This is a genomic window from Sphingobium sp. VMM (genome assembly GCF_056790315.1).
On record NZ_JBXGSI010000001.1, the window covers coordinates 118,096 to 145,064 of the forward strand.

The 26,969-nt window shown below is 60.0% G+C and carries 26 protein-coding genes and 1 pseudogene; 8 read left to right on the forward strand and 19 right to left on the reverse strand.

What is annotated here, in order from left to right; translation table 11 throughout:
• Positions 1 to 221 precede the first annotated feature (221 nt).
• From ACUCV3_RS00580 to hxsC, 4 genes are read left to right on the forward strand one after another with little or no spacing between them, the layout of a single operon-like run.
• Complete coding sequence (locus ACUCV3_RS00580) at positions 222 to 479, forward strand: hypothetical protein (RefSeq protein ID WP_048937974.1); 258 nt, start codon at positions 222 to 224, stop codon at positions 477 to 479.
• Between the two features lie 38 nt (positions 480 to 517).
• Complete coding sequence (locus tag ACUCV3_RS00585) at positions 518 to 817, forward strand: hypothetical protein (protein ID WP_157228484.1); 300 nt, start codon at positions 518 to 520, stop codon at positions 815 to 817.
• Positions 810 to 2,273 carry a His-Xaa-Ser system radical SAM maturase HxsB gene (hxsB, locus tag ACUCV3_RS00590; RefSeq protein WP_017500785.1) on the forward strand — a complete coding sequence of 488 codons (1,464 nt, stop codon included), beginning with the start codon at positions 810 to 812 and terminating at the stop codon, positions 2,271 to 2,273. The genes ACUCV3_RS00585 and hxsB overlap by 8 nt, the downstream gene beginning before the upstream one ends.
• Positions 2,270 to 3,439 (forward strand): His-Xaa-Ser system radical SAM maturase HxsC, encoded by a 1,170-nt coding sequence (gene hxsC / locus ACUCV3_RS00595; RefSeq protein WP_293919434.1) that lies wholly within the window; start codon positions 2,270 to 2,272, stop codon positions 3,437 to 3,439. The genes hxsB and hxsC overlap by 4 nt, the downstream gene beginning before the upstream one ends.
• A gap of 51 nt (positions 3,440 to 3,490) precedes the next feature.
• On the opposite strand, the gene ACUCV3_RS00600 is transcribed toward hxsC, so the two are convergent.
• The 6 genes from ACUCV3_RS00600 to ACUCV3_RS00625 form a co-directional block, all read right to left on the reverse strand.
• Positions 3,491 to 3,904, reverse strand: a complete 414-nt coding sequence (locus ACUCV3_RS00600) for a hypothetical protein (protein ID WP_017500787.1) — start codon at positions 3,902 to 3,904, stop codon at positions 3,491 to 3,493.
• Between the two features lie 244 nt (positions 3,905 to 4,148).
• Positions 4,149 to 4,895 (reverse strand): arsenical resistance protein ArsH, encoded by a 747-nt coding sequence (arsH, locus tag ACUCV3_RS00605; protein WP_017500788.1) that lies wholly within the window; start codon positions 4,893 to 4,895, stop codon positions 4,149 to 4,151.
• Positions 4,892 to 5,920: an ACR3 family arsenite efflux transporter gene (gene arsB / locus ACUCV3_RS00610; RefSeq protein ID WP_482240283.1), complete on the reverse strand. Its 1,029-nt coding sequence runs from the start codon at positions 5,918 to 5,920 to the stop codon at positions 4,892 to 4,894. The genes arsH and arsB overlap by 4 nt, the downstream gene beginning before the upstream one ends.
• 5 nt (positions 5,921 to 5,925) lie before the next feature.
• A complete protein-coding gene (locus ACUCV3_RS00615) occupies positions 5,926 to 6,462 on the reverse strand; it encodes a GNAT family N-acetyltransferase (protein ID WP_010339349.1) in 537 nt (178 codons plus the stop codon).
• Complete coding sequence (gene arsC, locus ACUCV3_RS00620) at positions 6,459 to 6,872, reverse strand: arsenate reductase (glutaredoxin) (RefSeq protein WP_482240284.1); 414 nt, start codon at positions 6,870 to 6,872, stop codon at positions 6,459 to 6,461. The genes ACUCV3_RS00615 and arsC overlap by 4 nt, the downstream gene beginning before the upstream one ends.
• Before the next feature lie 10 nt (positions 6,873 to 6,882).
• Positions 6,883 to 7,212, reverse strand: coding sequence for an ArsR/SmtB family transcription factor (locus ACUCV3_RS00625; RefSeq protein ID WP_017500791.1), 330 nt, complete (start codon positions 7,210 to 7,212; stop codon positions 6,883 to 6,885).
• A gap of 809 nt (positions 7,213 to 8,021) precedes the next feature.
• On the opposite strand from ACUCV3_RS00625, the gene ACUCV3_RS00630 reads away from it, so the two are divergent.
• Together ACUCV3_RS00630 and ACUCV3_RS00635 are read left to right on the forward strand one after the other, a co-directional pair.
• Positions 8,022 to 8,264, forward strand: coding sequence for a hypothetical protein (locus ACUCV3_RS00630; RefSeq protein ID WP_293919436.1), 243 nt, complete (start codon positions 8,022 to 8,024; stop codon positions 8,262 to 8,264).
• Positions 8,265 to 8,640: 376 nt separating this feature from the next.
• Positions 8,641 to 9,162 carry a hypothetical protein gene (locus ACUCV3_RS00635; protein WP_157228602.1) on the forward strand — a complete coding sequence of 174 codons (522 nt, stop codon included), beginning with the start codon at positions 8,641 to 8,643 and terminating at the stop codon, positions 9,160 to 9,162.
• Between the two features lie 1,655 nt (positions 9,163 to 10,817).
• Here the strand turns inward: ACUCV3_RS00635 and ACUCV3_RS00640 are convergent.
• From ACUCV3_RS00640 to ACUCV3_RS00655, 4 genes and pseudogenes are all read right to left on the reverse strand, one after another.
• On the reverse strand, positions 10,818 to 11,087 hold the full coding sequence (locus ACUCV3_RS00640) for an ankyrin repeat domain-containing protein (protein WP_017503561.1): 270 nt from the start codon (positions 11,085 to 11,087) through the stop codon (positions 10,818 to 10,820).
• Between the two features lie 10 nt (positions 11,088 to 11,097).
• A complete protein-coding gene (locus tag ACUCV3_RS00645) occupies positions 11,098 to 11,373 on the reverse strand; it encodes an ankyrin repeat domain-containing protein (protein WP_313326164.1) in 276 nt (91 codons plus the stop codon).
• On the reverse strand, positions 11,363 to 13,570 hold the full coding sequence (locus ACUCV3_RS00650; RefSeq protein ID WP_026109702.1) for a catalase: 2,208 nt from the start codon (positions 13,568 to 13,570) through the stop codon (positions 11,363 to 11,365). Before ACUCV3_RS00650 ends, ACUCV3_RS00645 begins: the two co-directional genes overlap by 11 nt.
• 175 nt (positions 13,571 to 13,745) lie before the next feature.
• Positions 13,746 to 14,916 (reverse strand): annotated as a pseudogene (locus ACUCV3_RS00655) (IS3 family transposase).
• A gap of 317 nt (positions 14,917 to 15,233) precedes the next feature.
• On the opposite strand from ACUCV3_RS00655, the gene ACUCV3_RS00660 reads away from it, so the two are divergent.
• The gene (locus ACUCV3_RS00660; protein ID WP_026109398.1) at positions 15,234 to 16,394 is read left to right on the forward strand and encodes an IS30 family transposase; all 1,161 of its coding nucleotides are present in this window, start codon (positions 15,234 to 15,236) and stop codon (positions 16,392 to 16,394) included.
• Between the two features lie 155 nt (positions 16,395 to 16,549).
• On the opposite strand, the gene ACUCV3_RS00665 is transcribed toward ACUCV3_RS00660, so the two are convergent.
• From ACUCV3_RS00665 to ACUCV3_RS00705, 9 genes are all read right to left on the reverse strand, one after another.
• Positions 16,550 to 18,130: a sensor histidine kinase gene (locus tag ACUCV3_RS00665; protein WP_017502239.1), complete on the reverse strand. Its 1,581-nt coding sequence runs from the start codon at positions 18,128 to 18,130 to the stop codon at positions 16,550 to 16,552.
• A 28-nt stretch (positions 18,131 to 18,158) separates the two neighbouring features.
• Entirely contained in the window at positions 18,159 to 18,515 is a 357-nt protein-coding gene (locus ACUCV3_RS00670) for a response regulator (protein ID WP_017502238.1), read from the reverse strand.
• A gap of 37 nt (positions 18,516 to 18,552) precedes the next feature.
• Positions 18,553 to 19,995, reverse strand: a complete 1,443-nt coding sequence (locus ACUCV3_RS00675) for an ATPase domain-containing protein (RefSeq protein WP_293919454.1) — start codon at positions 19,993 to 19,995, stop codon at positions 18,553 to 18,555.
• 393 nt (positions 19,996 to 20,388) lie between these two features.
• Positions 20,389 to 20,880, reverse strand: coding sequence for a (R)-mandelonitrile lyase (locus ACUCV3_RS00680; RefSeq protein ID WP_293919453.1), 492 nt, complete (start codon positions 20,878 to 20,880; stop codon positions 20,389 to 20,391).
• A 29-nt stretch (positions 20,881 to 20,909) separates the two neighbouring features.
• The gene (locus ACUCV3_RS00685; RefSeq protein WP_081600938.1) at positions 20,910 to 21,896 is read right to left on the reverse strand and encodes an aldo/keto reductase; all 987 of its coding nucleotides are present in this window, start codon (positions 21,894 to 21,896) and stop codon (positions 20,910 to 20,912) included.
• A 58-nt stretch (positions 21,897 to 21,954) separates the two neighbouring features.
• The gene (locus ACUCV3_RS00690) at positions 21,955 to 22,830 is read right to left on the reverse strand and encodes an aldo/keto reductase (RefSeq protein ID WP_017502234.1); all 876 of its coding nucleotides are present in this window, start codon (positions 22,828 to 22,830) and stop codon (positions 21,955 to 21,957) included.
• 36 nt (positions 22,831 to 22,866) lie between these two features.
• Positions 22,867 to 23,625, reverse strand: a complete 759-nt coding sequence (locus tag ACUCV3_RS00695; RefSeq protein ID WP_017502233.1) for an SDR family NAD(P)-dependent oxidoreductase — start codon at positions 23,623 to 23,625, stop codon at positions 22,867 to 22,869.
• Positions 23,626 to 24,858, reverse strand: a complete 1,233-nt coding sequence (locus ACUCV3_RS00700; protein ID WP_017502232.1) for an MFS transporter — start codon at positions 24,856 to 24,858, stop codon at positions 23,626 to 23,628.
• A 5-nt stretch (positions 24,859 to 24,863) separates the two neighbouring features.
• Entirely contained in the window at positions 24,864 to 25,457 is a 594-nt protein-coding gene (locus ACUCV3_RS00705) for a hypothetical protein (protein WP_017502231.1), read from the reverse strand.
• Positions 25,458 to 25,779: 322 nt separating this feature from the next.
• On the opposite strand from ACUCV3_RS00705, the gene ACUCV3_RS00710 reads away from it, so the two are divergent.
• A complete protein-coding gene (locus ACUCV3_RS00710) occupies positions 25,780 to 26,688 on the forward strand; it encodes a LysR family transcriptional regulator (protein WP_026109396.1) in 909 nt (302 codons plus the stop codon).
• The last annotated feature ends 281 nt before the right edge of the window (positions 26,689 to 26,969 follow it).

The following is a 26,969-nucleotide window of genomic DNA, read 5'->3' on the forward strand; positions in this document are numbered from 1 at the left end:
TCACCTGACCCGGCCGTCTCGGCCGGGTCATTTTCTCGAGCGGCTCAGCCGCGGGACTGCACTATGTGAAATTCTCTCAGCGACGGTCACACAGAATAGGAAGTCATTTTCCAATTAACCGTGGAACAAATGCAAGTTAATCCGGGCTTTAATAAGAAATTCCCATTGACTGCGCGATTAAGTCGATGGCATGTATGACGCATCATTACAGGGGGAAAACAATGGACCGCCGCAAATTTCTGAAGCCTTTCGCCGCCTCTGTCGCCACGCTGTTGGCTACCGCGCAGGCTCAGGCCGTCGTTCATCCTGAAACCGTCACCTCCATCGCCAAGGTTGTCGAACAGGCTGGTGCCGCGCAGGATTTGGTTCTCACCAAGGCTGACGCGTCCGTTCAGCTCGCCAGCCACGGCAGCCATAGCTCTCATTCGAGTCACAGTTCCCATTCGAGCCACAGCTCGCATTCCTCCAGCGCATATTGAGGAGGCGCGCTTCGGCGCGGAACTACTTGATGGACTCGGTGACCGGTAGAGCCCGGACAGTGCTACTGTCGCGGGCCGCCTTTTCGATGGAGGCCGTTAAGCGCGCCTCCTATTCCCTGATGGCGCAATATGATGTGTCGGTCGCCGTGTCCGACGATGATATCGTCTGCACATTGTCGCCAGCCAATAAAGCATCGCCAATGGACACCGCAGAACGCGATTTCCGACGTGAAGTCGTCGACCAGGACCTGCGAATCTCGATCGAGCAGCGGACCGAGGCCTATCGCGATACGATCCTCGGTCTCGCCTTCTCCCGCACCGGTCTCCAAGATGGCTAAGTTTCGCGATGTAGCGGCGTTCGACGATTCAGCGAGCTCTGGCTACACCATGCTGCCATGGCGCTTCACGTCGCTCGACGACGAGCGCTATGTTGCTACCAACATGGCCGGCGAATATCTGGCTATGTCGCGCGAGGAAATCTTCGACTTCGCATCTGGTCGCCTGCCAGCTAATGACGATCTTTACACTGATCTCAAGTCGAGGCACTTTCTGATCGACGCTGACACTGATGTTGCTGTCGACCTTCTTGCCCTCAAGGTTAGGACGAAACTCGCCCCTTTGGCAAACTTCACCGGGCTGCACATCTTCGTGACAACGCTCCGGTGCGAGCATAGCTGTCCCTACTGCCAGGTCTCTCGCGCCAACGATGATAAGCGCGAGTTCGATATGACCGAGGAGACGGCGATGCGCGCGCTCGATCTTGTCTTCGCATCCCCGTCACCCGCGATCAAGATCGAGTTCCAAGGTGGCGAATCCCTTTTGAACATGCCGATGATCCGTTTCATCGTGGCAGAGGCGCTCCGCCGCAACGCGACAGCGCAGCGCAATCTGGCCTTCGTTATCGCCACGAACCTGGCTGTTCTCGACGAGGAAACATTGGCTTTCGCGCGCGAGCACGGCATCTTGATGTCGACGTCGCTTGATGGGCCGGCAGATCTCCACAACCGGAACCGACCACGGCCCGGGAAAAACTCGCATGAAAAGGCGATCGACGGAATCAAGCGGGCGCGCACCGCCCTAGGCCACTATAATGTTGGCGCTCTTATGACAACGACGGCCGCGAGCCTCTCCCGGCCGCGGGAAATCATCGATGAATATATTCGCCTTGATTTCGGCGGCATCTTTCTCCGTCCGCTTTCTCCTTACGGCTTCGCTATCAAGACGAAGACCTATGCGGCCTATGACCAGCGCAAGTGGCTCAATTTTTATTTCGAGGGGCTGGACTACATCATCGACCTTAACTTGGCCGGTCACGAATTTATCGAGCACTATGCAGCCATGGTCCTCAAAAAGATGTTGACGCCATTACAGACCAGCTATGTCGACCTCATGAGCCCGGCGGGAATCGGAATCGGCGCGATAGTCTACAATTACGATGGCACTGTCTATGCATCAGACGAGAGCCGAATGTTGGCTGAAATGGGCGACACGACCTTCGCTCTCGGAAACGTGCATGACAATAACTTTGCCGAAATCATGCTCGGTGAGGCGCTGCTCAATCCATTGGAACAATCCTTCGCCGGCAGCGTGCCAGGTTGTTCCTGGTGCGCTTTCGAACCTTGGTGTGGCGCAGAGCCGGTATTCCATCATGCAACCCAAGGTGATTTCGTTGGCAAGAAGCCACTTTCCTCCTTCTGTACGCGCAACATGTCGGTGTTCAGGGGTCTGATCTCCCGCATGGAGGCTGACCCAGAGGTCAGACGCATATTCGAACGCTGGGCGAATATCGTATGATCACGCTACGTGGACGATCCGTCGAATTCAATAAGGCCGCGATGGAAAGCGGATCACCTCTGCTGCGCCTGACGACCAATCGCGCCCGACCCACGCCTTTGCGGGCGCTCGAGGCATTCGTCTACGAGGGCGGTGAGATGCCCGATGGCTTCGGGTGGTATCTGCTAAGGTCGCCTGACGCGATGACGCGCGTGCCAGTCGGTGTGCCCGCAGCGATGCTTCCTGCAGAATTCGACCACCTCGCCGATGGCGATGTAGTCCGGCTAGAGCCGTCACGAGGCGGCCTGCGCACGTTGTTCCGCAAAGCAGTGCCATACAATCACTTTCTGCTTACGGAGCGGTGCAACAACTATTGCCTGATGTGCTCTCAGCCGCCCCGCGCGGTAGAAGATGGCTGGATCGTGGACGAGATTCTCGAAGCGCTGCCGCTCATTGATCGACAGGCCACTGAAATCGGATTCACCGGCGGTGAGCCGACATTGCTCGGGGACCGATTTATCGAGCTTGTAAGGGCCGCGAACTCCCATCTTCCGGCTACTGCCCTTCACATCCTATCCAACGGTCGCACATTTGCTGCAGGAACACTCGCGCGAGACCTTGGCGCCGTTCGGCATCACGACCTCATGATGGGTATCCCGGTTTACGCCGATCTCGCTCACCTCCATGATCATGTGGTGCAAGCAAACGGTGCATTTGACGAAACCATTCGCGGCATTCTAGCGCTGAAAGCGCATGGCGTCCGCGTAGAGGTCCGCGTCGTGCTTCAACAGCAGACCATAGCGCGGCTAATTCCGCTGGCGCAGTTCTTGGCACGCAACCTCCTTTTCATTGATCATGTTGCGCTCATGGGCCTCGAATTGACAGGTTTTGCTCGCGCAAACCTGGAGCAGATTTGGATTGATCCCGCCGACTACCAGGCAGAGCTGGCCGAAGCCGTAGGAATCCTCGATCGGGCCGGGCTCAGGACATCGATTTACAACAGCCAGACCTGCGTCCTTGCGCCGTCGATCCGACGCTTCGCTCGTCGCTCAATCAGCGACTGGAAACAGGAATACATGCCCGACTGCACAGGCTGTTTGGCGAAGAACGAATGCGGCGGTTTCTTCAGCTCCGCAAAAATCCGCTATAGCCGGGCAATTTCGCCAATCACGGAATACGCAACATAGCACTGCGCCGTTGGGACTGGGGCAACCCAACCATGCCGACATGCCAGGGCCTCATTGCTCCGAATCGTCTTCAGCCTCTGCCTCCTGGCGTTCTTCCGCGAAAGAGCGACAACCTTCTTCAAAGGACCAGGACTTACCGCCGCAATCGTCGGGGTCGGTCAGGTCATTGTCCTCAGCCCACCGATATCCAGCGTCATGGCCGCTGCAATCCTGTGTGCAGCCATAACCTTCATAGGAACCTGCCGAGCCTTCCAGCGAATCGCGTCGAGTTTCATATTCGGCATATGTCTCGCCGCCCTTGATCTGGGGCTGTTCCATCGCACTATGCTGGCCGGGCGCAGCTGCTGCGTCAACGAAGGATGCCCCTGGCGCAGGCTTGGTGCCGGTCGGCGGCTTTTCACCGCCGATGAATATGGCGATCAACGCGATTATGCCGCCTGTCGCGGCGAGCCCCCAACGCGCCATCTATTCCCCCCTGTTTAGCCTAACGATGCTTCTACCGAGTCTGGCCGGACGACTACAAGCCCTTCGAATAGTGCCATCTCCGTCATCCGATCGAAACCGACCGAGGCTCTGTCATCAAAAATGAGCCGATGATCCGCGAGACTGCCAAGCGCCAGCTTCGAGGTGAGAAGATCAAATACCTGCCCTTCCGGACCTGGGGATCGAAAACTCGCCTTGGAACGGCAAAGAAGGGTCGACCGCGGAATCAGGACTGGCCTGCTATCGCTATAGCAGAAAGGTCCGCATTGGCTTCGATAGGCGCACCGGCCTCCTTCCGTTCAGAGTATCGGTCAACGAGCTGGGCCGCATACGGCCGCATCAGCCCCGTGAAGCGCACGAGTTCCTCCATCACGTCGACGATGCGCTCGTAATAACTGGACGCTCGCATCCGTCCGTCCTCGTCGAACTCCTTGTAGGCCATCGCGACTGAGGACTGATTGGGGATCGTGAACATCCGCATCCAGCGGCCCAGCAGGCGAAGCGAGTTGACGGCATTGAAAGATTGCGAGCCGCCGGACACTTGCATGACCGCAAGCGTTCGCCCCTGCGTCGGCCGCATCCCGCGCATTTGGAGCGGCAGATGGTCGATCTGCGTCTTCATGATGCCGCTGATCTGGCCATGCCGCTCCGGGCTGCACCAGACCATCCCTTCCGACCATAGCGCGTGCTCGCGCAGTTCATGAACGGAAGGATGATCGTCTCCGGCTACCTGATCTGGCAGCGGCAGGTCGCTGGGATCGAAGATTCGTGTCTCGGCGCCGAAGAACTGCAGCAGGCGGGCGGCCTCTTCCACGGCGAGGCGCGAGAAAGAGCGTTCCCGCAGCGAGCCGTAGAGCAGCAGGATGCGCGGAGCCGGTTGATCCGGGCCAAGGCCGCTGGCGGGGCGTGCAAGCGCGAAGGTCTTGTCCAAAGCAGGAAGATGATCGAGGTCGGCGAGTTCGCGCAGTCTCATGCGGCAATACCTTTCTCGTACCAGGGGCGTGTCCGCTTCACCAAGGCGACGATCGACAGCATCACCGGCACTTCGACCAGCACGCCCACGACCGTTGCCAGCGCGGCGCCGGAATTGAGGCCAAAGAGGCTGATGGCAGCGGCCACAGCCAGTTCGAAGAAGTTGGAGGCACCGATCAGCGCCGAAGGGCCGGCGACGCACCATGCCACGCCGAAACGGCGACTGAGCCAATAGGCGATGCCAGCATTGAGATAGACCTGAAACAGGATCGGCACGGCAATCAGCGTGATCACCAGCGGTTGCCGGATGATCTGTTCGCCCTGGAAGCCAAACAGCAGCACCAGCGTCAGAAGCAGACTCGCAAGGCTGATTGGGCCAATGGCGGACAGGAAACGCCGGAGCCGCTTCTCACCGCCGCAAAGGAGCGCGCGGCGGAGCAGTTGAGAGATGACCACCGGGGCGACGATGTAGAGCCCCACCGACAGCGCCAGCGTGTTCCACGGCACGGTGATCGATGCCACACCCAGCAGCAGAGCCACCAGCGGCGCGAAGGCAAAGACCATGATCAGGTCGTTCAGCGCGACCTGGCTCAAGGTGTAGTTCGGTTCGCCGTCGACGAGTTTGGACCAGACGAAGACCATCGCCGTGCATGGCGCTGCAGCCAACAGGATTAGCCCGGCGATGTAGGACGACGATGCGCCTTCAGGCAGCATCGGTGCGAACAGATAGCTGAGGAAAAACGTGGCAAGCAGCGCCATGGAGAATGGCTTGATCGCCCAGTTCACTACGAGGGTGACGCCGATGCCGCGCCAGTGCTGCCAGAGGCTTTGGAGCGCGCCGAAATCGACCCGCAGCAGCATTGGGATAATCATCAGCCCGTTCAGGCCCGCCACCACGAGGTTGACGTTGGCGATCTCCAGCGCTGCGATCGCCTCGAAGGCGCCCGGAAGCAAGTGGCCGAGACCGATCCCGACTGCGATGCACAGAGCCACCCACAGCGAGAGGTAGCGTTCGAACAGTGACATGGCCGTCAGTCCTTCCCGGAAGCGACAGGCGCGGTCGCTGTACCGCCGCCCAAGGCGACCTGCATGTAAACCGTGTCGAGCCAACGCCCGGCCTTCCAGCCCATGCCGGTCAGGCGGCCGACATGCTCGAAACCGCAGGATTCGTGGAGCGCTACCGAGCCAGGTTCGCCGCCGCCGATAACGGCGACCATCTGCCGAAAGCCATAGGCTTCAGCTGCCTGCAGCAAAGCCTTGAGCAGCAGCTTGCCGATGCCGCCGCCGCGCCGGTCGTGCGCCACGTAGATGCTGTTCTCGCAGGCATAGGCGTAAGCTGGTCGATCGCGGAACTGCGTGGCGTAAGCGTAGCCCACCACCGCAGATCCATCACAGGCAACAAGAAACGGCCAGCCCCGCATGGTCACCATCTGTATCTTATCTAAGGTATCGGACTCGGTCGGTGGCACCACCTCGTATGTCGCCGTGCCATTTAGGACATGATGCGCATAGATGGCGGCAATGGCCTTAGCATCGCCGATCGTTGCGCTGCGAACCGAAAGGGTCATCGCCGGGGCGCTTCCACGACTTCGCCGTCTTCCTTGACGAACGTGCTGCGCTGCTCGGTCGGCAGCAAATCCAACACTTCTTCGGAAGGACGGCAGAGCTTCACGCCCAGCGGCGACACCACAAGCGGCCGGTTGATGAGGATGGGATGCTCCATCATCGCGTCGACCAATGCCTCGTCCGTCAAGGTCTTGTCGCCGAGGCCCAGTTCGGCATAAGGCGTTCCCTTCTCGCGCAGCAGAGCGCGCGGAGTAATGCCGACCCGCTCGATGAGCTCAACCAGCAGCGCACGACTTGGCGGCGTCTTCAGATATTCGACAATGTGGGGTTCGATGCCCGCATTGCGGATCATGGCCAGGGCATTGCGAGAGGTCCCGCAAAGCGGGTTATGGTAGATCACGATATCGGTCATTATCGCCTCTTCAGCAGCAGGTCAGTTCGGCCAGCAGCGGCTCGCACAGTTCAGCGCGCCCCTGGCAGCAATCCTTGGCTAGATAGATCATCAGTCCGCGCAGCGCGTCGAGGTCGGCGCGCTGGATTTGTTGCCGACCACGCTTCTCGGAAAGCACTAGGCCGGCCTTCACCATCACGGCCAGATGCGTCGAAAATGTGCTCTGGGTCAGTCCTGACGCTTGGACCAGTTCGCCGGTCGACAAGCCATCCGGCTCATGTCGGATCAGCAGCCGAAACGCATCGAGCCGCGTGGGATGGCCAAGAGCGGAGAGAATGGAAAGGGCGTCATCGGTGTCCATGCATCGTAATTATCCGATGCGATATGGACCGTCAACAATAGATCGAATATTCCCGATGCTTTAATCGTCAGGCTTGAGGGCAGCTTGGGACCAACTGCCAATGGAAGCTGGCATTTCGAGATTGGCTCGACGCGCGATTGGAACGGAAAACCCGACCGTCTGCTTCTGGGGACCAAAGATCGTCCCTTGAACGGCTAATTTGGGTCGACTGCCGACCAAGCGTCTGATTTTACCGCATGGCCCTCCCGAATCACATTATTCGCTAAGACGCTGCTCCATCGCCTAGCGGAGCAAAGAACCGTCACCATAGCCTTTATATCGATCGCCTCATTCGCACAGCGGCCGGCATTCCAGAGCAAGTGCAGCATCGTTGATCAGGAAATGATTGACCCTTTGAAACGCTCGGCGAGCGTGTTCTGGATGGCAGACCTTGCCACGGCGCCTCTTGCTTGATAGCTGTGTTGCATAACCAACACAGATGGCATGGCTAGTACATGTACGCACTGCGATGGTGGGTTTCCTCGCAGGCGCATCGCCTGCGGCGGCAAAGGCGGGGCCCATTCTCCCGAACATGACTGCCATCCTGAAAGAACAGCATGTTGAAAGCGCGTCAGTCGCGGTGATCCGCCGCGGGCGCGTCGTTTCGGCGAAGGCTTGGGGTATGTCCAGGCCCAGGCTGCGCAGCGACCGCCTCCACGTCGTACAATTTAGCATCGGCACCCGCCGAATGAACCAGGAAGGATTAAAGCTTGCCTGAGCGAGCCATGCTACCCCTGATGATCGCATGAGGGTCTATGGATGATCGGACAATGACTGAACATATTGCGCGCCGGATCCGCGTGCTCAGGGCAAGCCGGCCAATGCTCGGTATTGGGCGTACTTTTGTAACTCGTGTCGTCAAGAAGCTTCGTGACGAAGGCACGATCGCAACGCCCCGCTGCGTTTTCACGGTGAAGGATGAAGATTTGCTGTGGCGGACGGCCTGCGCATGCACTACCCCGATCGAATTTGATTTCGATACCGTTCTGCATGGCATCTATCCGTCTGGCTGACCTGCGCTCGAGACATAGTCGCAAGGAACTCCACGTCCCTCCGCCCGGGCCCTTTGGGACGTCCCGGCGGCGTGGCGGCCCTTCCAAGACTAGCGACATTGGGCGTTCAGCAGCTTCCGGTCGGCAACTGGCCTGCCTGTAGGGAATTTGGCATGCGGCCAATCTCAACGTCTGTTTGATTGCGTGTATCGGAGGGAGAGTCACATAGTCTGCGCTGCGCACCTCGCCTTTCCACTCAAGGGCATGGTCTGACAGTGCCGCGTTCCCCTTTGACAGCAGATTTGCACGCTCCATGGTGCCCAGCGGAACACTCATGCGCCCGCTCCGTTAGGTCTCAGCCACACTGATGGCCAGACTTTAGAAGAGGATCGAGGAAATGGTTCAAGCATCAGCGCTTTTTGATACCCATGCTGAAGCCGAACGCGCGGTTTCCGACCTGCGCGCGCTAGGCGTGACCGACACCGACCTATCGGTCATTGCCCACCATGGTGGCACCACGACGACGCGCTCGGGGGATGGCGAGATCACCGATGAGCACCATCGAAACATCCTTCGCGGCATCCTGGGAGGCGGTGCACTCGGAGCTGGTCTGGGGGTCGCGGCACTCGCAATTCCTGGTGTGGGTCCGCTGGCCGCCGCCGGCGCCATCGCCGCTTCGGCTGTTCCCGAAGCGATCGGCCTCGGCGCTGTTCTTGGAGCTGTCGGGGGCAGCCTGAACGAAGTGCTGACCAAGCATGGCATAGAGGAAGAAGACGCAGCCTATTATAACAGCGGCCTCAAGGATGGCAGAGTATTGGTCACTGTGAACGATGCAGGGATTGACCAGGACCTCGTCCGGGACGTTCTTTATCGCAACGGCGGGCATAATGCTGCGCGGGCACGGGCTGCCATTCTGTGATACTGTGCGGCCGGGAGCGAGCGTTCCCGGTCGCATCCTGATCACCAGTCTCGTAAGCAGCGGGCAGGGACTTCCAGCCTCACTGCGATCTGGAATTTCCATCAGCGATCCGTCGCCCTGCATGCCAGTTGAGCGCCATGGTCCGACGGCTCGAGATTGACCTTTCGACCTGCAAAGGACTCATGGCCATGACCAAGGACGACAGCAAGCCATTCTTGCCTCCGGGATATGACGGGGACGAGAAGACGACCGGGGAACAGTTGAAGATCACTCCTCTTATTGACGTTGATGGACCTGACAGAGGGCGCAGAGCCCGGGAAGGATCCGGCGCTGTTGCCGGTAGCGGCGCGGGTGCTGGCGGCACTGCGATCGGCACCGAAGACTATGACGCGGATAGTGCAGGGGGGGGGCGGTCCGCCACTCGATGCCGGCAAAGGGCATAGGGCGCTGCCTGACATTAAAAATAAGAAAGGCGGCGCGGGAGAAGACGTCGACCTTCCTCCAGGGTCTTCGTCGACGTAACGCCGCGGTCTCGCGGGGCATTCCCGCACACGCGTTGGCCACGCTTGGAATCGCTGACCCTGTGCTCGTCGGTGCTCTGCGGCTTGAGCTTGCGCATCGCGCGTCCGCCGGGCCGGGAGTCCCCATCAGGTGCCTCGTCCGACGCCAGCGCAGGTGCCGTTGGCTGAGCTCAAACAGAATCAAGCTTGTCCAGGCGTCTGCGAGGGGGGGCCTGAGCGCGCATCAAAATGGATCGGTGTGCTGGAGCTCGGTGCCGATAGTATCGCAGACGAAAATTCTGGGCACGTCCGTCAATGTCGGCTGTTGGGTGAATTGAGGAGAGCGCAAAATGTCCGAAAGGATTGTGCCGATAGGGTCCTGACTGAGCGGGACTTGGTAAAGTTGGGGGACTGGTTTCGACGCCACTTTCCCATCGCGAGGAACGACATGTTCGCCGACCTTATGGCGAGGCTGGACAAGATTCCGTTCGATGCCAAGCTAGACCCAAGACCGGGCGGTAAGCATTGTCCAGGAGTGAAGCGGGTGATGCCTGTGCACGTTGGGGTGGCGACAGGTTAACAGCATGCGCTGCGCGGCCTCGACACGACCATCGGCTGGCGCGGGTCGGCGCGGACCGGGCATGGAGTGGAGCGTCGCGAGTGCCCGATGCAGAGAGGTCGCGTGGAAGATACGGAATGAGCAGCGGCTGGGACGGCGTCAGCACCTTGGTAACGCGCACCATTTCGAGAGCGTCGCGGTTGGAGTGAGCGCCACTTGCTGCGATCCGATCGCACTTCCAACGCCCAGGGCGAGTGGGGCACCCTATCGCTTGCAGCTCCGGCGGATGCACGCGCAACCGCCCCAGCAGTGGGCCAGCCGTAAGGCAATGCCTCCGCTGTCGGGACCGCTGCTACGCCGGATTATCGGCCAGAGGAAATCATGACCGGCTCTGACATCAACGGATTGATCGCCAAGGCTCAGCATCGCAATCGGCCGCAAGCCCTTTCTCGGTTCGACTTGCAGGGCAACGGTACCGCGCTGGCGGCACCGGACCCGTGGCCTTTCATGACGGGTTCTTACTGCGCTGACGGAGGACCGCCACGTCGATCATCTTATGCGTGACGCGCTGCTTACACATTGGTGGTCGCCTCACTTCACGCGAGTACGGGGCGCCTGGCCTTAAGCCGCGCGACCATCAATTCGTTGCTTTGTGTCTCCGCCATCGAGATCGCGCTGTTGCCTGCGGCATCCTGAACATGAGGATCGCCGCCACGATCGATTAACAGGTCGACAATCGCGCTATGGCCGAAGAGTGCCGCCATCATCAATGCCGTCTGACGTGCCGAATTGGCGACGTGGGGGTTGGCACCGGCGTCGAGCAGCAGTTTGGCAATCTGCGTATATCCCTTAAATGCAACGCCCATGAGCGCCGTGTTACCGCGAACGCGATCCTGTTGATCGACCGGCGCGCCGCTCTAGAAGCGCCGCGGTCGCGGCTTCACGCCCGTGATAGCTTGCCAGAATCAAGGGCGTGTAACCCTTCGGGTCCAGCGCCGTGATGTCTGCGCCTGCTTGAAGTAGCGCAGCAATCACGTCGTCGCGACCTAGCCGCGCCGCATCGAACAGCAACTCCTGGATGCGCTCTGGCGAGGGCAGTGACGGAGGCGCCTGATCGTCGTTGGCTGGGCCGCCTATTGCCTCACTTGGCATCGAGATCGACCCTCAGCTCCCGCGGCCAGTAGCGCAAACCAGCGATCGCCTCCACGAAGGCAGCCGCGTCCTTGGCGGTCGCAAGCGCGAGGCAGGCTTCGTCAAGATCGTCAGCGATGCCACCCTTGTCGAAGATCGGCTGGGCTTCTTTGGTCAGGCCGATATATTTGCAGTGACCAAAGGCATCGCGCACGAAGTCCTGCGTGGCAGCGTCGGTCGCGAGCAATGCAGCGCCTTCGCCCGAAACGACAACCGCCACCGCGTCGAACAGAGTGGAGGGCCCGCCGTCGATTTTCTGCTTGGCGGCCACCTTCGTGCCGTCCGAAAGGGTAACCCCGCCGATCTTTGGAGCAATCACTTCATAGATCGCGCCGACCTTATCGATTGCTTTCACCAGGCCGTTGAACACGCCCGCATCGGCCCCGTCGCTCAGCAGAATGCCCAGCTTACGGCCTTTGAAACTGGGCGGCCCGTTCTTGACGATGGAGAGGGCGTCGGAGGGCGGCAGATCGGTAAGGGTTGGCCGGGCCGCCTGAGCCGGCACAGGAAGTTGCGACAGGCCAAGGCCATCTGCCACCGTGGCGGCAAGGCCATCGTCGATGTTGAGCAGGTGGGAGACCATCCGGGCGCGGATGTCGGGTCGTTCGACCTTGCTCAGCTCGAAGACGAGCGCATCGGCGATATGCTTCTGCTCGATCGGCAGCTGGCTGATATAGAAGAGGCGCGCCTGGCTGTAATGGTCAGCGAAGCTTTCCGGCCGGATCCGCAGTTTGGCGCCATCCTCAGTCGCCGCGAAGCTTGTGAATCCGCGGACCGGATCCTCGCGTGGGCCACCGATCGTGGCACCCCAGCTGTTGGGCTCGTAGTTCACCCGCCCACGTGGATTGGTCATCGCCATGTGCCCGTCCTGCTGGAAGTGGGCGACCGGGCATTTAGGCGCGTTGATCGGGATGTGCGTAAAATTAGGTCCACCTAGCCGCTTGAGCTGGGTGTCAAGATACGAGAAGTTGCGGCCCTGCAGCAGCGGGTCGTTTGTGAAGTCGATCCCGGGCACGACGTTCTGGGTGCAGAAGGCGACCTGCTCGGTCTCCGCGAAGAAATTATCGACGACGCGGTCGAGAACGAGTCGGCCGACCACGCGCACCGGCAGGATGTCTTCTGGGATGATCTTCGTCGCATCAAGAACATCGAACGGAAAGCTGTCCGCGAACGCCTGATCGAACAATTGTACGCCAAGCTCCCACTCAGGGAAATCGCCGCCGTTGATGGCATCCCAGAGGTCGCGACGATGGAAGTCCGGATCCGCCCCATTGATCTTGACGGCCTCGTTCCAGAGCACCGACTGCAGTCCCTGTTTGGGCTTCCAGTGAAACTTGACGAAGGTTGAGTTGCCCTCGACGTCGACGAGGCGGAAGGTGTGCACGCCGAACCCCTCCATCGTGCGAAAGGAACGGGGGATCGTACGGTCCGACATAATCCACATGACCATGTGCATGCTTTCCGGGGTCAGGGTGATAAAGTCCCAGAAATTGTCATGCGCCGTCTGCGCCTGCGGAAAGGCGCGATCGGGCTCGGGCTTGGCTGCGTGAATGAGGTCCGGGAATTTGATCGCGTCCTGAATGAAGAAGACGGGAATGTTGTTGCCAACTAGATCCCAATTGCCCTCATTGGTGTATAGCTTGACGGCGAAACCTCGAACATCACGGGCGAGATCGAATGATCCCTTCGATCCGGCGACCGTCGAGAAGCGCACGAAGGCGGGGGTGCGTTCACCGACACGCTGGAAGACGTCTGCGCGGGTGACGTCGGCTAGGCTGTCGGTGAGCTCGAAAAAGCCGTGCGCGCCATAGCCGCGGGCATGGACCACGCGCTCAGGGATGCGCTCATGATCGAAGTGGAAGATTTTCTCGCGGAAGTGCGGATCCTCCAGCAGCACTGGCCCGCGTGCCCCTTGCTTGAGGCTGTTCTGGTCGTCCGCGACCGGGACGCCCTGCTGCGTGGTGAGTACCGCAATGTCGCCTTCCGCTGCCTGGTGCGTTTCGCCACCATCACTCTGTGGCTCGGCAAAGCTTTCGGAAACGGTCGCGTCAGCGGGAATGAGAGAGGCCTTCTGGGGAGATTCGCCTGACAGCGGTGCACCGGGAGCGATGTCGGCTGGAATAACGCCTTTCCGAGGTGCAGCTGGTTTCTTGACCATGAGAAGCTCCCTTTTGTGAAACGGTGGTGGCGCGCGCTCTATTAAACAAGCCGTGCCTCCGACCACTTCAAACCTGCGACTTAGGATACGGTTGCGGCTGGTGAGCAAAATAGATGATGTTTGATGCTCATCGCGTAAAATTGATCTGCCCCCGCCGAGTGGACCGATAGGTTTGTTAGTGCATTAAGCTGATCGCCGCCATATCCGGCCGGAGGTGGAGCGAAGCGGAACCGGAGGCCGGATATGGCGGTGTCGCCGTTTCTGGTGCCGGTCGTCGGTATCCCAGGCTGCTATGAGGGCGGACGGTGTTGTAATGCCGCCGCCAGGCTTCGATCAGCAAGCTGGCTTCGGCGAGGCTGTAGAAGATCCACCATTGAGCAGTTCGTCGCAAAGCGCCCCGTTGAAGCTTTCGTTATATCCATTCTCCCATGGTGATCCCGGGGTGATGTAGAGCGTCTTCACGCCGATCTGACGCAGCCATTTCTGGACGGCGGTCGCGATAAATTCGCTTCCGTTATCAGACCGTATATGTGCCGGAGGACCGCGCGAGATGAACAGATCGGCCAAGCCGCCAGAACATCCTCGTGTTTCAGCTGACTCGCCACGATGAGCGCCAGGCACTCCCTGCTGGCCTCATCGGCGATGGTCAGGATTCGGAACTTGCGCCCATCATGTGTGCGCCCCTCGACGAAATCGTAGGCCCATACATGCCCCGGATATTCAGGCCGCAAGCGGATGCATGAACCGTCATTGAGCCACAGGCGTCCCCGCTTTGGCTGGCGCAGCGGAACCTTCAGCCCCTCACGCCGCCAGATCCGCTCAACCCGTTGATGGTTCACCGTCCATCCCGCCTGGCACAGCAATGCCGTCACCCGGCGATAGCCATAACGACCATATTGCTTCGCCAAAGCGATGATATCCTCTGTCAGCGCTTGTTCGTCATCCGCCCCCGCGTGGCGCCTTGCGCTGCGTCGATCGATGCTGGCCCAGAACCCGGCATATCCGTCGCTCGGATATCGGAAACTCTCGTCGCACGTGATCAATGCAGCGTCGCCGTCGCGCGGGGCTCAGAAGTTTCCCTTGACTGCCTCCTGCAGGATCAGCTTGTCCAGCGTCAGGTCCGAGATCGCCCGGCGCAACCGCTGGTTCTCCTTCTCCAGATCCTTCACCCGCCGTGCCTGGTCGGTTTTTAGGCCGCCATATTCCTTCCGCCAGCGATAATAGGTCTGCTCGCTGACCGCGATCCGTCGACATGCCTCGGCCGTCGAGGGCTCCTGCGCCAGCACGATCTCAACTTCTCGCAGCCTGCCGATAATCTCTTCCGACTTGTGCTTCTGGCTTGGCATTCAATGTCCCTTCGTGGTCCAGACTATGATAGTATCTGGGCCACTCAGCGGGGGGCAGATCACGCCGTCCTGGCCGGGACTGGCGGGTTCCATCCCAACACCCGCCATTCCCTAAGCCTCGAAGATCGCTCTAGAAACGCACCAGACTGGCCGACTTCGGAATGTCGGCTTACCGGCGGGTAACCGGCGATAGCCGCCGGACCTCTTTCGGGCAGTCGACACGACCGCAGGCGGAGATAGCTGTCTGTCGCCCATCGACGGTGGGTTCAACGGGTGGCGACAACACTTTAATCTTTTGAGGAAGATGGAGTGTCGCGATGAAGCAGCGTCGTCGGATATATTACACGGCCAGCCAGCGAGCGGAGATATGGGATCGTTGGCAGCGCGGGGAGTCGATGAGTTCGATTGGGCGCAGGTTTGATCGAGCGTCATCGTCGGTATTTTCGGTGATCGCGCCGACCGGGGGCATCCGGCCTGCCGATCGCAAGCGCGGCAGCCGTGCGCTGAGCCTTGCGGAGCGGGAGGAGATATCGCGGGGTCTGAGCGTCAGCGAACCGTTGCGTGCGATAGCCCGTCGGCTGGGCCGCGCGCCCTCGACGATCAGTCGGGAAGTTAGGCGTAACGGCGGTATTGCACGGTATCGGGCGACCGCGTCCGATCAGGCGGCATGGGATCGTGCCTTGCGGCCCAAGCCCTGCAAGCTGGCTTGCTCGCAGCCACTGGCCCGGGCAGTATCGGCCAAGCTGCGTCGCAAATGGTCACCGGAACAGATTGCGGGGTGGCTCAGGCGCAGCTTTCCCAAGGAGCCGCACAGGCAGGTGTCGCACGAGACCATCTACAGAAGTTTGTACATACAGGCGCGCGGGGTTCTGAAGAAGGAACTGCTGGAGCATCTGCGCGCCCGACGCACCATTCGCAGGTCGCGGCACGCCAGCCTCAAGCGCAATGGCCTCGGACAGATCAAGGATGCCGTGTCGATCAGCGAGCGTCCCGCGTCGGTCGAGGATCGCGCCATTCCCGGCCACTGGGAAGGCGATCTGATCGGCGGCACGAAGAACAGCTACATCGCCACGCTGGTCGAACGGCATTCGCGTTATGTGATGCTGATCAAGGTCGCCAACAAGGATACAAGAAGCGTCGTGTCGGCGCTGATCAGGCAGACGCAGCGCCTGCCGCGCGAACTCTACAAGTCGCTTACGTGGGACCGCGGCAAGGAACTGGCCGATCATCCGCGCCTATCGCTGGCTACCGATGTCGAAATCTATTTCTGTGATCCGCAATCGCCCTGGCAGCGAGGCTCCAACGAAAACACCAATCGCCTGCTGCGACAATATTTCCCCAGAGGAACCGATCTGTCGCTATACAGCCAGGCCAAGCTGAGTGCCGTCGCTCGCCAACTCAACGAACGGCCAAGGAAAACGCTCGAATATCAAACGCCCGCTGAGCGTTTTCAAGCTTGTGTTGCCGCCACCCGTTGAACCCACCGTCGTTTTAACCGGAGCGACAAAAACTAACCGCGCTGACATGCTACAGGTCCGTTGAACGGGTCCGACGGTTGGGGACCCGTTCGGTCCTAATACGCAGTGCTTGTACTCCCATGGATGCTCTTGGCTGGGTCGAAGCCGGTTCAGCGTCACTGTTTCGCACCGAATATGTCATCTAGCGCCAAACGCAACGTCACTTTCAGTCCCTCGGGCCTGAAATCGAAGTCAGCGCCGCTACTTTCACCGCGCAACGCTCGGTCGATCATTCGGGAACCGAATCCTTTTCGGGCTGGTGCTGAGGTAGGCGGTCCCCCCACTTCCGACCAAACTAATATGATCGCCTTATCTGAACTTTCGGCCGTGCGCGACCAAGCAACATCAATCTTGCCAGCCTCGTTGGAAAGGGCGCCATATTTGACTGCGTTGGTCCCTAGTTCGTGAAGAACCATCGCCAGTTGCAGAGCCTTGTCAGACGATACCGCGACCTCGGGCCCGGCGATTGTGATGCGGGGACGATCGCCCTCGATGAACGGACTTAGCGCACGGTGCACGACATGCCCTACATCGACCAACTCCCAGTTCTGCTGGGTGAGCAGATCGTGTGCGCCCGATAGCGCCAGCAAACGCGAAACAAATGCCCGCACTTCAGCCGGCGGGGCCTCTCGGAAGGTTTGCACAGCGATGGCCTGGATCGTGGCGAGCGTGTTCTTTACGCGATGCTTGAGCTCATGAAGCAACAGCTCTTTGGCGTCTTCGGCACGTCGGCGCTGTTCGATTTCCAGTTGCGCGGCCTTGTGTAGGCGGGCATTGTCCATGGCGACGGCCGTCTGGGCCGCTATAGCCGAGACGAGAGTCTCAGCGTCGCCCGAAAACTTGCCCGGCTGATCGTGAGCGAAGAAGAGCCCGCCCAGCACCTCGCCAGAAACGGAGGTGACCGGCACTGCCAGATAGCTCACTACAGGCAAATGCCCAGCAGGCATGCCGTGATGCGGGGCACTGTGGCCGTATCGTGGATCTTGGCGGATGTCATCGGAGCGCACGACGCCCTCGCCGGCGAAGGTCGGCGCAAAGACCGCCGTATTACGCGGCATGCCGAACGTTTCGAAAGCTTCGCGGGGCGCCCCGGATAGGGTGTAGAGATAGTAGGCTTCTCCAGCAGCGTTAATAACGTTGTAGAAGAAGGCTCCGAATTTCGCACCGGTCAGTTCAGTGGCGATATCGGTGACCTCTTCGACAATGCGATCGAGATCAAGGTCCCGGGCAATGACATTTGCTACGCGGTTAAGCGTCTCGAGGCGTTCCGCTTGGCGAGCGATTAGCGCTTCCGCCGCCTTGCGATCGGTGATGTCCCGGGCGATTTTCGAAGCGCCTACCACGGTCCCGTCGGCGTCCTTGATCGGCGAGACGGTGAGTGAGATATGGAAAAGAGTCCCATCCTTGCGCCGCCGCACCGTTTCGAAATGCTCGAGCCGCTCGCCTCTTTTAAGGCGGCTGATGATCTCGTCCTCTTCCGCGCGGCGATCGTCCGGAATGAGGGTGAGAATGGATTTGCCAATAATCTCCTCCGCCGAATAGCCGAAGATGCGCTCAGCAGCGGCATTCCAGTTTGTGATCACGCCCTCGAGGGTCTTGCCGATGATCGCGTCAGAGGATGATTCTACGATGGCAACGAGTCTGCTGGCCGCGGCCGATGGAACCTCGTCTTCTGAGATTTTGGCGTTCAGCGTCATAAAGCGGCGTCCCTATAGTGCGACCAGCCTAACAGCTGCCGAGTTGTTCCACCGCTTCTAGCAGTCGCTCAATATCATAGGGCTTGTCGAGCACGAGGTCGAACAGGTCGGTCCGATCACGCGCGATAGCGCCTTGCGCGCCGCTCACCAGCAATATGGGAATGCGACGTAGCGCTTCGTCGGCGCGTACGACCTCGGCGAGCTCAAGGCCGGTCATCAACGGCATCATGAAGTCGGTGATGATAAGATCGGGACGTTGCTGTCGCACGAGCTCCAGAGCGGCTGCTCCATGAGCCGCGTCACGCACCTCATGACCCGCGTCCTCGAGGCATACGACCAGCATGTCGGCGATCAGGAATTCGTCTTCGGCTACCACAATTTTCATGAATTGCGCCCCAATCGGCTCAGATTGAGGAAATGGGTCAAACCTCGAGTGGCCGTGCGAGGCCGGTCGAGATGCCGGTAGCAAGCTCGAACGGGCCTTTAATGGCCAGGCCATGCCCGTCGATGATCACCTCCTGCGGCGCCGCCTCATAGGACTGGTCGCGAATCTTCAGAACGGAAAGGACCCGCTTATACTCGGACCGGATTTCGACTTGTCGCATCATGATCAGATTATCGAGCAGACTGGATATCTCGGGTCCGGGGGCTGCTACCTCGGAGGCGAAAAGGTCACGCAATTCCCACGTACCGATCGTTGTAACGCCCAAAGCCCTAAGTTCGTTCGTCAGGGCCGCAAAAAATTCCACCAAGCGCGCGCGTTGGATCGCGGCACGCTCGAACCCGCCTAGTGAGTCGAGGAAAAGGCGTTTCACGCCCCGTGCGGTGACGGCGTCGAGGAGGCGGTAAGCAAGCTTGTCGAGCAGATTTTCGGTGAGCGGTTGCCACAAGATTTCGACTTGCCCGGCCTCGGTTTTGGCCTTGAGATCAAGCCCTAGTGCTTTGGCCTTGAGCAAGAGACGATCGGGCGTCTCATAGAAACCAAAATGAAGGCCTGGCTCTGCCTCAGTCGATTGTGCAAGGAAGTTGATGCCAAAAGACGTCTTCCCTGACCCGGAAGGGCCTATCAACAAGGTGGTCGAACCGCGAGGTAAGCCACCCCCGGTCAGCGGATCGAGCCCTTCGACGCCGGATGACAGCGGCTGTGGGTTTGGGCTATCTATGACCGACGGTGTGCGGAACGCCGCCTCGAGCCGCGGGAATACCGAGAGCCCGATGTCGGTTATCTCATATTGGTGATAGCCACCTAGCGCGGCACTACCACGGCTTTTGCGCAAGCGGGCACGTCGGACCGTGCGAACACCGACCAGCTCCTCATGCAGCTCAAGAACGCCATCGACCATCGTATGCTCGGGGCTGTCGTCCTCAACTCGCGCGCTCGTAAGAAAAAGGACCGTGCAACCGACAAAGGCCGCCTGGCTCTGCACCTCCGCGACGAAAGTCTTGACGTCGAGCTGAGACTCGGCGCGATCTCGCGCATTGAGGAGGCCGTCGAAAACAATGAGCGAGGCGCCGTGACGCTTGGTCTCCTTGCGCAACAGGTCGACCACCGCGTCCAGCCCTTCATTCTTCAAAGTCTGGAAGACACTCAGATAGACGACATTGCCGCCCAGCTGTTCCTTCTCAAAAAAGGTCAGCGTGGATAGCGATTGGAACAATCGGTCATGCGTTTCGGCAAGCAGCGTGATGTAAAGCACCTTCTTGCCTTCCTTCGCGCACGCAAAGGCGATTTGGTTGCCCAGGATTGTCTTACCAGCGCCCGGCTGCCCTTGGACAATATAAGATGAGCCCTCGACAAACCCGCCTCCGAAGATGGTATCCAAACCCGAGATCCCGGTCGAAAGGCGGGGAAGATGTTGCGTCACGGGAAACCCTCATAAGCCTTTGGCAGACCTTTTTGCGGCCTCCCTTTGGGGGTGAGTAGCAGCATGCGGGCTGAAGGTCTTGTAGCTTCGATACATTCTCGCAGATTTCTGCTAGAACGAAGAACGTCGCCAATCTGCGGGAGTCGAGGCCGATCTCTCGGTGGCGCGCCCGCCGATCAGCGAGGTCGTCACCTTCATCCAGCAGGGGTAGGTCTACCAGCAGGCGCAATCTGTCGATCGCAATAAATGGCAGCTTCCGGGAAAATCCGCAGCTGCAGCCGGAAACTCATGGGATGATGCCTCGTCGCGCCGCTACGAGATCAATCATGCAGTATCATGTCGTCGAGCATGCCTGCCAAGATCGTAAAGAGCGAAGGCCCGAGAGGCTACGCCTCAGCCGTTCGGCGGCCCGATCAGGTACTGAGCGTCCGTCACCTTCTCCATCCAGGTCACATTTTTCCCGTCGAGCGCTTCCTGAACAGCGACATGGGTCATCCCTTGCGTCGGCGTTGCACCATGCCAGTGCTTCTTATCGGCCGGGCAAAGCAGGATGTCTCCCGCCTGAAATTCGACGATTGGCTCACCTTCAACCTGCGTCCAGCCCACACCCTCGGTAACTATCAGGGTTTGGCCAAGCGGGTGGGAGTGCCACGCGGTTCGGGCACCCGGCTTGAACTCGACGACCGCGCCGGTGATGCGAGAGGGTTGATCCCGCTTGAACTGTCCCGTGATGGTCACCGTCCCGGTGAAGTTCTGAGCAGGCGCGCTCGTCGCCTGCATCTCTAACTTTCGATTGATCTGCATTTCCGAACGCCCTTTTGCTGCGGCATTACCAGCCGTCAGAAGTCCCAACGAAATGAGCACCGCGCCTATTGCTTTTGGCATGAGATGATCTCCGGCTTTCAAATTGATGTTCAGCGAGCCTGTTGCGCGCGACCTGCGATGAGTTTCCGATAGGCTTCCACGTCGAACGTGTCGGGATTGGGACCACTGCGCTCGTTAACGTTGATCCGATCGATGGACGCCAACTCGCTCTCGCTGAGCGTGAAATCGAGAACGTCGAAATTCTCAGCGATATGAGAAGGATTCGTGGAACGTGGGATGACGATCAGGCCACGTTCGATATGCCAGCGGATGATGACCTGAACGGGAGACTTTCCGTGCTTCGTTGCGATCTCACGGATGGTCGAGTTCGCAATATGCCGACCGACATTCTTTTCGCCGCCCAGTGGCGACCAGCTTTCGGTCGCGATGCCGCGCCGGGCATTAGCGGCTCGCATAGGCTGTTGGCTGAGCGACGGATTGATTTCGATCTGATTGACTGCCGGGACCACAGAGGTCGCCGCCTTCAGGTTGTCGAGGTGGTTTTCGTTGAAATTGCTCACGCCGATTGCCCGGATGCAACCGTCCGCATTCAGCTTCTCGAGCGCCTTATAGGCGGCAATCGTCTTGCCGAAATCCATCGGCACGGGCCAATGCAGTAGATAAAGATCGAGGTAGTCGAGCTTCAGCTTGCTTATGCTGAGGTCGAATGCCCGCATCGCCTGATCGTAGCCAAAGTCCTCGATCCAGAGCTTGGTGGTGATGAAGAGTTCGTTGCGGGCGACGCCGCTGCGAGCGATGCCGTCGCCAACCTCAGCCTCGTTGCCGTAGTTTTTTGCCGTGTCGATCAGCCGAAAGCCCGCACCCATGGCGGTTTGAACCATCTGCGCCGCCTCTACCGGCTTTACGTGGAAGGTGCCGAAACCCAGGATCGGCATCTTCACGCCGTTGTTGAGCGTGACCAGCGGAACTGTGCCATTCGCACCCTGAGACTGGCCATGCCGGGCCTGTGCCGACAAGATAGCGGGAGTGAGGGAGGCCGCGGTTGCGGCGGCCAAAAAGCTGCGTCTCGTGGTCATGGGAACTCCGCTTCTTGATTACGTTTGGAGAGGCGACCGGTTGGTCGAACTTCAGCGCTTACGATCGGCTTGCGAGGATCTTCTGGTAGGCTGCCACGTCGAACGTCTCGGGGTCAGGGCCGCCACGCTCGTTGATGTTCATGCCGTCGATCGCGCGCATCTCGCTGTCAGTGAGTGCGAACCCAAAGACGTCGAAGTTGCTGGCGATATGGTCGGGATTGATCGAGCGGGGGATGACGACGTTGCCCTGCTGAATGTGCCAGCGGAGCACGACCTGAATGGGTGTCTTGCCATGCTTCTCGGCGATCGACGCTATCGATGAGTTTCTCAGCACATCACCGACGCGCTTCTGACCGCCGATAGGCGACCAGGCCTCCGTGATGATGCCGCGCGAAGCATTTGCAGCCTTGACCACGCGCTGGCTCAGCAGAGGGCTTAGCTCGACCTGGTTTACCGCCGGCACCACGTCCGTGTGATGCGATAGCTCGTCGAGATGCTCAGGGTTGAAATTGCTCACCCCGAGCGCGCGGATGCGCCCACTGATGAGCGCAGGCTCAAGCGCGTTGAAAGCGGCAATCGTCCGCTCAAAATCCATCGGAAGCGGCCAGTGCAGAAGATACAGGTCGATGTATTCGAGGCTCAGCGCCTCCATGCTCGCCTCGAACCCGCGCAGCGCATGTTCGTGACCATAATCCTCAATCCAGAGCTTCGTGGTCACAAAAAGCTCGCCACGATCAAGGCCGCTGTCGGCGATGGCTTGGCCGACCTCGGCCTCGTTCTTGTAGTTGGCAGCGGTGTCGATCAGCCGGTAGCCGGTCTCGATAGCGGTCCGCACGGCAGCGCGTGTATCTTCTGGTTTGATCGCGAACGTGCCGAAGCCAAGCGCTGGCATGTTGGCGCCTGTGTTCAGGCGAAGATGAGGCTGATCATTCATGGCGAGTTCCTTCTGAGATGAGATTGTGGGAAGCGATCAGCGCGCGGTGTAACCACCGTCGGGCGCGACGATCTGGCCGATCATGAAACCGGCGCCGGGGCTGCACAGCCAAAGGACGGCGGAGGAAATCTCGGCCTGGCTGCCCATGCGGCCAACGGGAATGTCCGCGATCACTGCATCAAGCCGACCCGGCTCGCGCTCCATCAAGCCCTGCACCAGAGGTGTCTCCGTGGTGCCGGGGCAGATCGCATTGATGCGGATGCCCTTAGGGGCATATTCCAGCGCAGCCGCGCGCGTCAGCCCGATCACACCATGCTTTGACGCCGTATATGCGCTCAGGCCAGGAATGCCGACCGTGCCGCTCTGCGAAGAGCAATTCACGATCGCGCCGCTTCCCTGTTCGCGCATCTGACGAAGCTCATGCTTCATGCAGTTGAACACGCCGCGCAGGTTCACGCCGATGATGCGGTCGAAATCCACGGCCTCCAAATCGGCCGTCTCAGCAATCCCGACGTGGATGCCGGCATTATTGAAGGCGAAGTCCAAGCGACCAAACGCCTGTTGGTTAGCCTGCACCATCGTCTCGACGGAGGCCTCGTCCGAAACGTCGCAAGCTATGCCGATCGCGTTGTGGCCGTTTTGCCGAAGTTCAGCAGCGGCGCGTTCAGCCGCCTGACCGTCCAGATCGGCGATAGTGACGCTGGCTCCAGCCTCCGCGAAAGCGCGTGCAGTTTGTAGGCCGATGCCAGACGCTGCACCGGTGACGATTGCAACCTGATCCTTGAACGAGAACACTTACAAGATTCCTTTGGCGGTTGCCGGACGTGGCGTCCGGTAGAGGCCCAGTCCGACGATCAATGCGGTAAGGGCGAAAAGCGTGGCGGAGACGATGAGCGGGGCCAGCGGGCCACTGCGATCGAGCAGCATCCCTCCCGCGACAGCGCCGCCCGTGTTTGCGAGTTGGATCACCGCGACCTGAAGGCCACCTGCGGCCTCCGAGGCGTCGGGGAGATTGCGCGCAATCCAGGTCGACCAAGCGACTGGGACCATGCCGAATGCGAAGCCCCAAATCGCCGTGAGTATGCTGGCTTCCACGGCTGCGGCACCCAGGAGGATCAAGCCCGCCGCGGATAGCGACAGCGCTATTGGCGCAAACAGCAGCGTTCCCCTGAGGCTACGGGAAAGTGCCGGCCCAGACGCGGCTGTCCCGGCCAGATTGCCCAGTCCGAAAAGCAATAGGATCGCGGACAACGACGTGTGGCTGAGATGGGTCACGCCCTCAAAAAACGGTCGCATGTAGGTGAAGAAGGCGAACTGCGCGGCGAACACTGTCGTGATAGCGAGGAGCGCCGTGCCGACCTGTGGGCGCTTTGCCACGGCGACGATGCTGCTGTTCTGAGCCTGCTCACCTGGCAGCATCTGTGGAAGTGCCGCCCACTGCCAGAGCCAGCACAAGCTGCCAAGAACTGCGGCAGCAGCGAATATAGCCCTCCAGCCAAGCATACCGCCAAGAAAGCTACCAAGCGGCGCTGATGCGACGAGGGCGACAGAGACCCCGCCGAAGATGATCGACAGCGCTTTCGGCAACGCCTGTGGTGGGACTAGCCGTGCTGCGACGGCTGCGGCCATCGACCAGAATCCACCCAGCGCGACACCTAATATTACGCGAGCGATCATCAGCACAGCAAAGCTGGTGGCTATCGCCGTCAGCGCGCTCGACAGGGCCATAAGGACAGAGAAGGATAACAACACGACCCGGCGATCGACCTTCGCTATCACCCTTGAGGTGAACAGGCTGGCAAACAACGCGGCCACAGCGGTTGCACTGATCGACTGACCTGCCATACCCGCGCTAATTGCGAGGTCTGACGCAATCGGGGTGAGCAGGCTGGCTGGCAGAAGCTCAGCCGTGATGATGCCGGCGACACTCAAAGCGACCGCGTAAACAGCGCCCCATCTAGTGTTTTGCTCGCTGGCGTTGGCGGCAAACACGCCTCCGGCGCCGAGCACTTGATGTTCTTGATACATTTGCCTCAGCCGTCTTGAACGGCGCGATGACGGACACGCAGTGTGAATGCAGCCGTGACCACAGAAAGAGCGGAGGTGGCGACGCTACAAAGGGCAAGCGCGTTCGATTTCGCGGCAATAGGGGCGATGACCGTGAAGGCCGCCGCCGCAATTATCAGCGGGAGGAACATACCAATCAGTGAGTTTAACGCCGACGCTTCCAGCGCGCGAAGTGCGCCGGAGAGGAATGCCAATCCTGAGAGCAAAACAAGCAGAAACAGGCCAGCAAGACCCCACTGCGGGTTGCCGTTGACGATGACGACTGCGATGACGCTCAACACCGCGCTGGTAATCGCGATCATCGGGGTGCCGACCGAGTTCCTTAGTGCGATTGCGACGCCTGCGCCGATCAGGAGCGCCAGCGAGATGCTGCCAAACAGGACCGGGGCGGACGCGTTCAGCGCATAGGGATAGGGCGCTAGTGCGGACAGGCTTGAGGCGAGCGCCAGGAGCAAGCTCGTCAAAAGCAAAGCTGAAGTTGCCGACACAATCGTAAGCTTTGGGGTGCTGAGCGCCGACGCTGTCGCGCCGTCGATACCTGCGTTCTGCGTGTCGTCCATTGACCGTCTCCCGACGCGCGCAGACGACCGCCCGCGCCCACGAAGCACGGCGCGCTACCTGTCTCTGCGATGTTGCCAGCGATGGGACTTGGCCTCTCACGGCCGTCGCATCGTCATGGTGGATTTAACGCACGAACCGAAAAAGGATTAGGGGTGGATCTCGCGATGCCAACGTGAGAAATTCTCATCGTCAAAGCGGCTGCACGTGGCGTAAGGTTTGCCGTGCCCTGCAGCTCCGCTCACACCGACGTTTCGATGCTCGTCGGTCCGGCGAGACAACAGCAGGGCTTTTCGACGGTAAATTGGAGGTCGGCAGCCCACTGTGCAAATCAATCGATCCGATCTGGCGGACTGCGCGTATTTCATCGCTATTGCTCGCCACCGCAGTTTCCGGCGGGCGGGTTTGGAACTTGGCGTAAGTTCCTCGGCGCTGAGCCATGCGCTAAAAGCCTTCGAGACTCGTTTGGGCCTGCGCCTTCTCAACCGGACGAACCGATCGGTGACGCTCACAGCCGCGGGCGAACAACTGCTGCAAGCCATCTCGGATCCGGTCAACGTGATCGGCGATGCCTTCGAGACTCTCAACCGGTTCCGTGACGCCCCGGCAGGTCGCATCAGGATCAATATGATGGCGGATGCGGCCGCCCTTCTCGTCAGCCCGATCCTGCCGGTATTCATGGAGCGCTACCCGGACGTCGAACTCGAAATCTCGGTCGACAATCACATCGTCGATGTCATCGACAGCGGCTTTGATGCGGGTATCAGGTATGGCGGGACTGTTCCTGAGGACATGATAGCGCAACGACTATCAGGCGAAATAGACTGGGTGATCGTTGGTGCTCCGTCCTATTTTGAACGGTTCGGAAGACCCCAGCATCCCAACGACCTCGCCGAACATCGCTGCCTGCGCATCAGGCTGGGGGACGACAGCATCTACAAGTGGGAACTGGACAAGGCCGACGAGAGCGTGGCGATCGACGTGCCTGGCATGATCACCGTGAACAATGCCGACGCTGCGCTGCCCGCCGTCCTGGCCGGCGCGGGCCTTACCTATCTTTCCGAACCACTGGTCAGGCCTTTGGTCGCGGCGGGGCAACTTGAGATCGCGCTGCCGGATTGGGCATCGACCGGGCCAGCGTTCCACCTGTATTATTCATCGCGCAGGAACGTGCCGACGGGTCTGCGGCTGCTGGTCGATTTGATCCGCGAGCTTAGGCCGCTTGGCTACTAGGGGACGGAAGATGAGCCCGCGATTGCGGCCGTGATAGCCATGATGGCCTTTGACGCTAGAATCCCGAACCGCAGTTGAAGGTGTAGACAATCAAAAACGCAGCGATTGAAATGCTCTCGCCTAACTGGACCGTTCCGATACACGTTCGGAACGACGTGATCTGGTCGGTGCGCCATGCCGGATGAGATTCAGCTATAGCCGCAACGCGGCACCGAAGCGGACATTCCACTAACGGCCGGTCTCGAGCGTCCTGATCGGCAAAGCGGACGGGCCGCACCTGG

Coding starts and splice junctions, on each gene's coding strand:
- ACUCV3_RS00580 (WP_048937974.1), top strand. CDS start 222: ATGGACCGCCGCAAATTTCTGAAGCCTTTCGCCGCCTCTGTCGCCACG.
- hxsB (WP_017500785.1), top strand. CDS start 810: ATGGCTAAGTTTCGCGATGTAGCGGCGTTCGACGATTCAGCGAGCTCT.
- hxsC (WP_293919434.1), top strand. CDS start 2,270: ATGATCACGCTACGTGGACGATCCGTCGAATTCAATAAGGCCGCGATG.
- ACUCV3_RS00600 (WP_017500787.1), bottom strand. CDS start 3,904: ATGGCGCGTTGGGGGCTCGCCGCGACAGGCGGCATAATCGCGTTGATC.
- arsH (WP_017500788.1), bottom strand. CDS start 4,895: ATGAGACTGCGCGAACTCGCCGACCTCGATCATCTTCCTGCTTTGGAC.
- arsB (WP_482240283.1), bottom strand. CDS start 5,920: ATGTCACTGTTCGAACGCTACCTCTCGCTGTGGGTGGCTCTGTGCATC.
- ACUCV3_RS00615 (WP_010339349.1), bottom strand. CDS start 6,462: ATGACCCTTTCGGTTCGCAGCGCAACGATCGGCGATGCTAAGGCCATT.
- arsC (WP_482240284.1), bottom strand. CDS start 6,872: ATGACCGATATCGTGATCTACCATAACCCGCTTTGCGGGACCTCTCGC.
- ACUCV3_RS00625 (WP_017500791.1), bottom strand. CDS start 7,212: ATGGACACCGATGACGCCCTTTCCATTCTCTCCGCTCTTGGCCATCCC.
- ACUCV3_RS00630 (WP_293919436.1), top strand. CDS start 8,022: ATGACTGAACATATTGCGCGCCGGATCCGCGTGCTCAGGGCAAGCCGG.
- ACUCV3_RS00635 (WP_157228602.1), top strand. CDS start 8,641: ATGGTTCAAGCATCAGCGCTTTTTGATACCCATGCTGAAGCCGAACGC.
- ACUCV3_RS00640 (WP_017503561.1), bottom strand. CDS start 11,087: ATGGGCGTTGCATTTAAGGGATATACGCAGATTGCCAAACTGCTGCTC.
- ACUCV3_RS00645 (WP_313326164.1), bottom strand. CDS start 11,373: ATGCCAAGTGAGGCAATAGGCGGCCCAGCCAACGACGATCAGGCGCCT.
- ACUCV3_RS00650 (WP_026109702.1), bottom strand. CDS start 13,570: ATGGTCAAGAAACCAGCTGCACCTCGGAAAGGCGTTATTCCAGCCGAC.
- ACUCV3_RS00660 (WP_026109398.1), top strand. CDS start 15,234: ATGAAGCAGCGTCGTCGGATATATTACACGGCCAGCCAGCGAGCGGAG.
- ACUCV3_RS00665 (WP_017502239.1), bottom strand. CDS start 18,130: ATGACGCTGAACGCCAAAATCTCAGAAGACGAGGTTCCATCGGCCGCG.
- ACUCV3_RS00670 (WP_017502238.1), bottom strand. CDS start 18,515: ATGAAAATTGTGGTAGCCGAAGACGAATTCCTGATCGCCGACATGCTG.
- ACUCV3_RS00680 (WP_293919453.1), bottom strand. CDS start 20,880: ATGCCAAAAGCAATAGGCGCGGTGCTCATTTCGTTGGGACTTCTGACG.
- ACUCV3_RS00685 (WP_081600938.1), bottom strand. CDS start 21,896: ATGACCACGAGACGCAGCTTTTTGGCCGCCGCAACCGCGGCCTCCCTC.
- ACUCV3_RS00690 (WP_017502234.1), bottom strand. CDS start 22,830: ATGAATGATCAGCCTCATCTTCGCCTGAACACAGGCGCCAACATGCCA.
- ACUCV3_RS00700 (WP_017502232.1), bottom strand. CDS start 24,858: ATGTATCAAGAACATCAAGTGCTCGGCGCCGGAGGCGTGTTTGCCGCC.
- ACUCV3_RS00705 (WP_017502231.1), bottom strand. CDS start 25,457: ATGGACGACACGCAGAACGCAGGTATCGACGGCGCGACAGCGTCGGCG.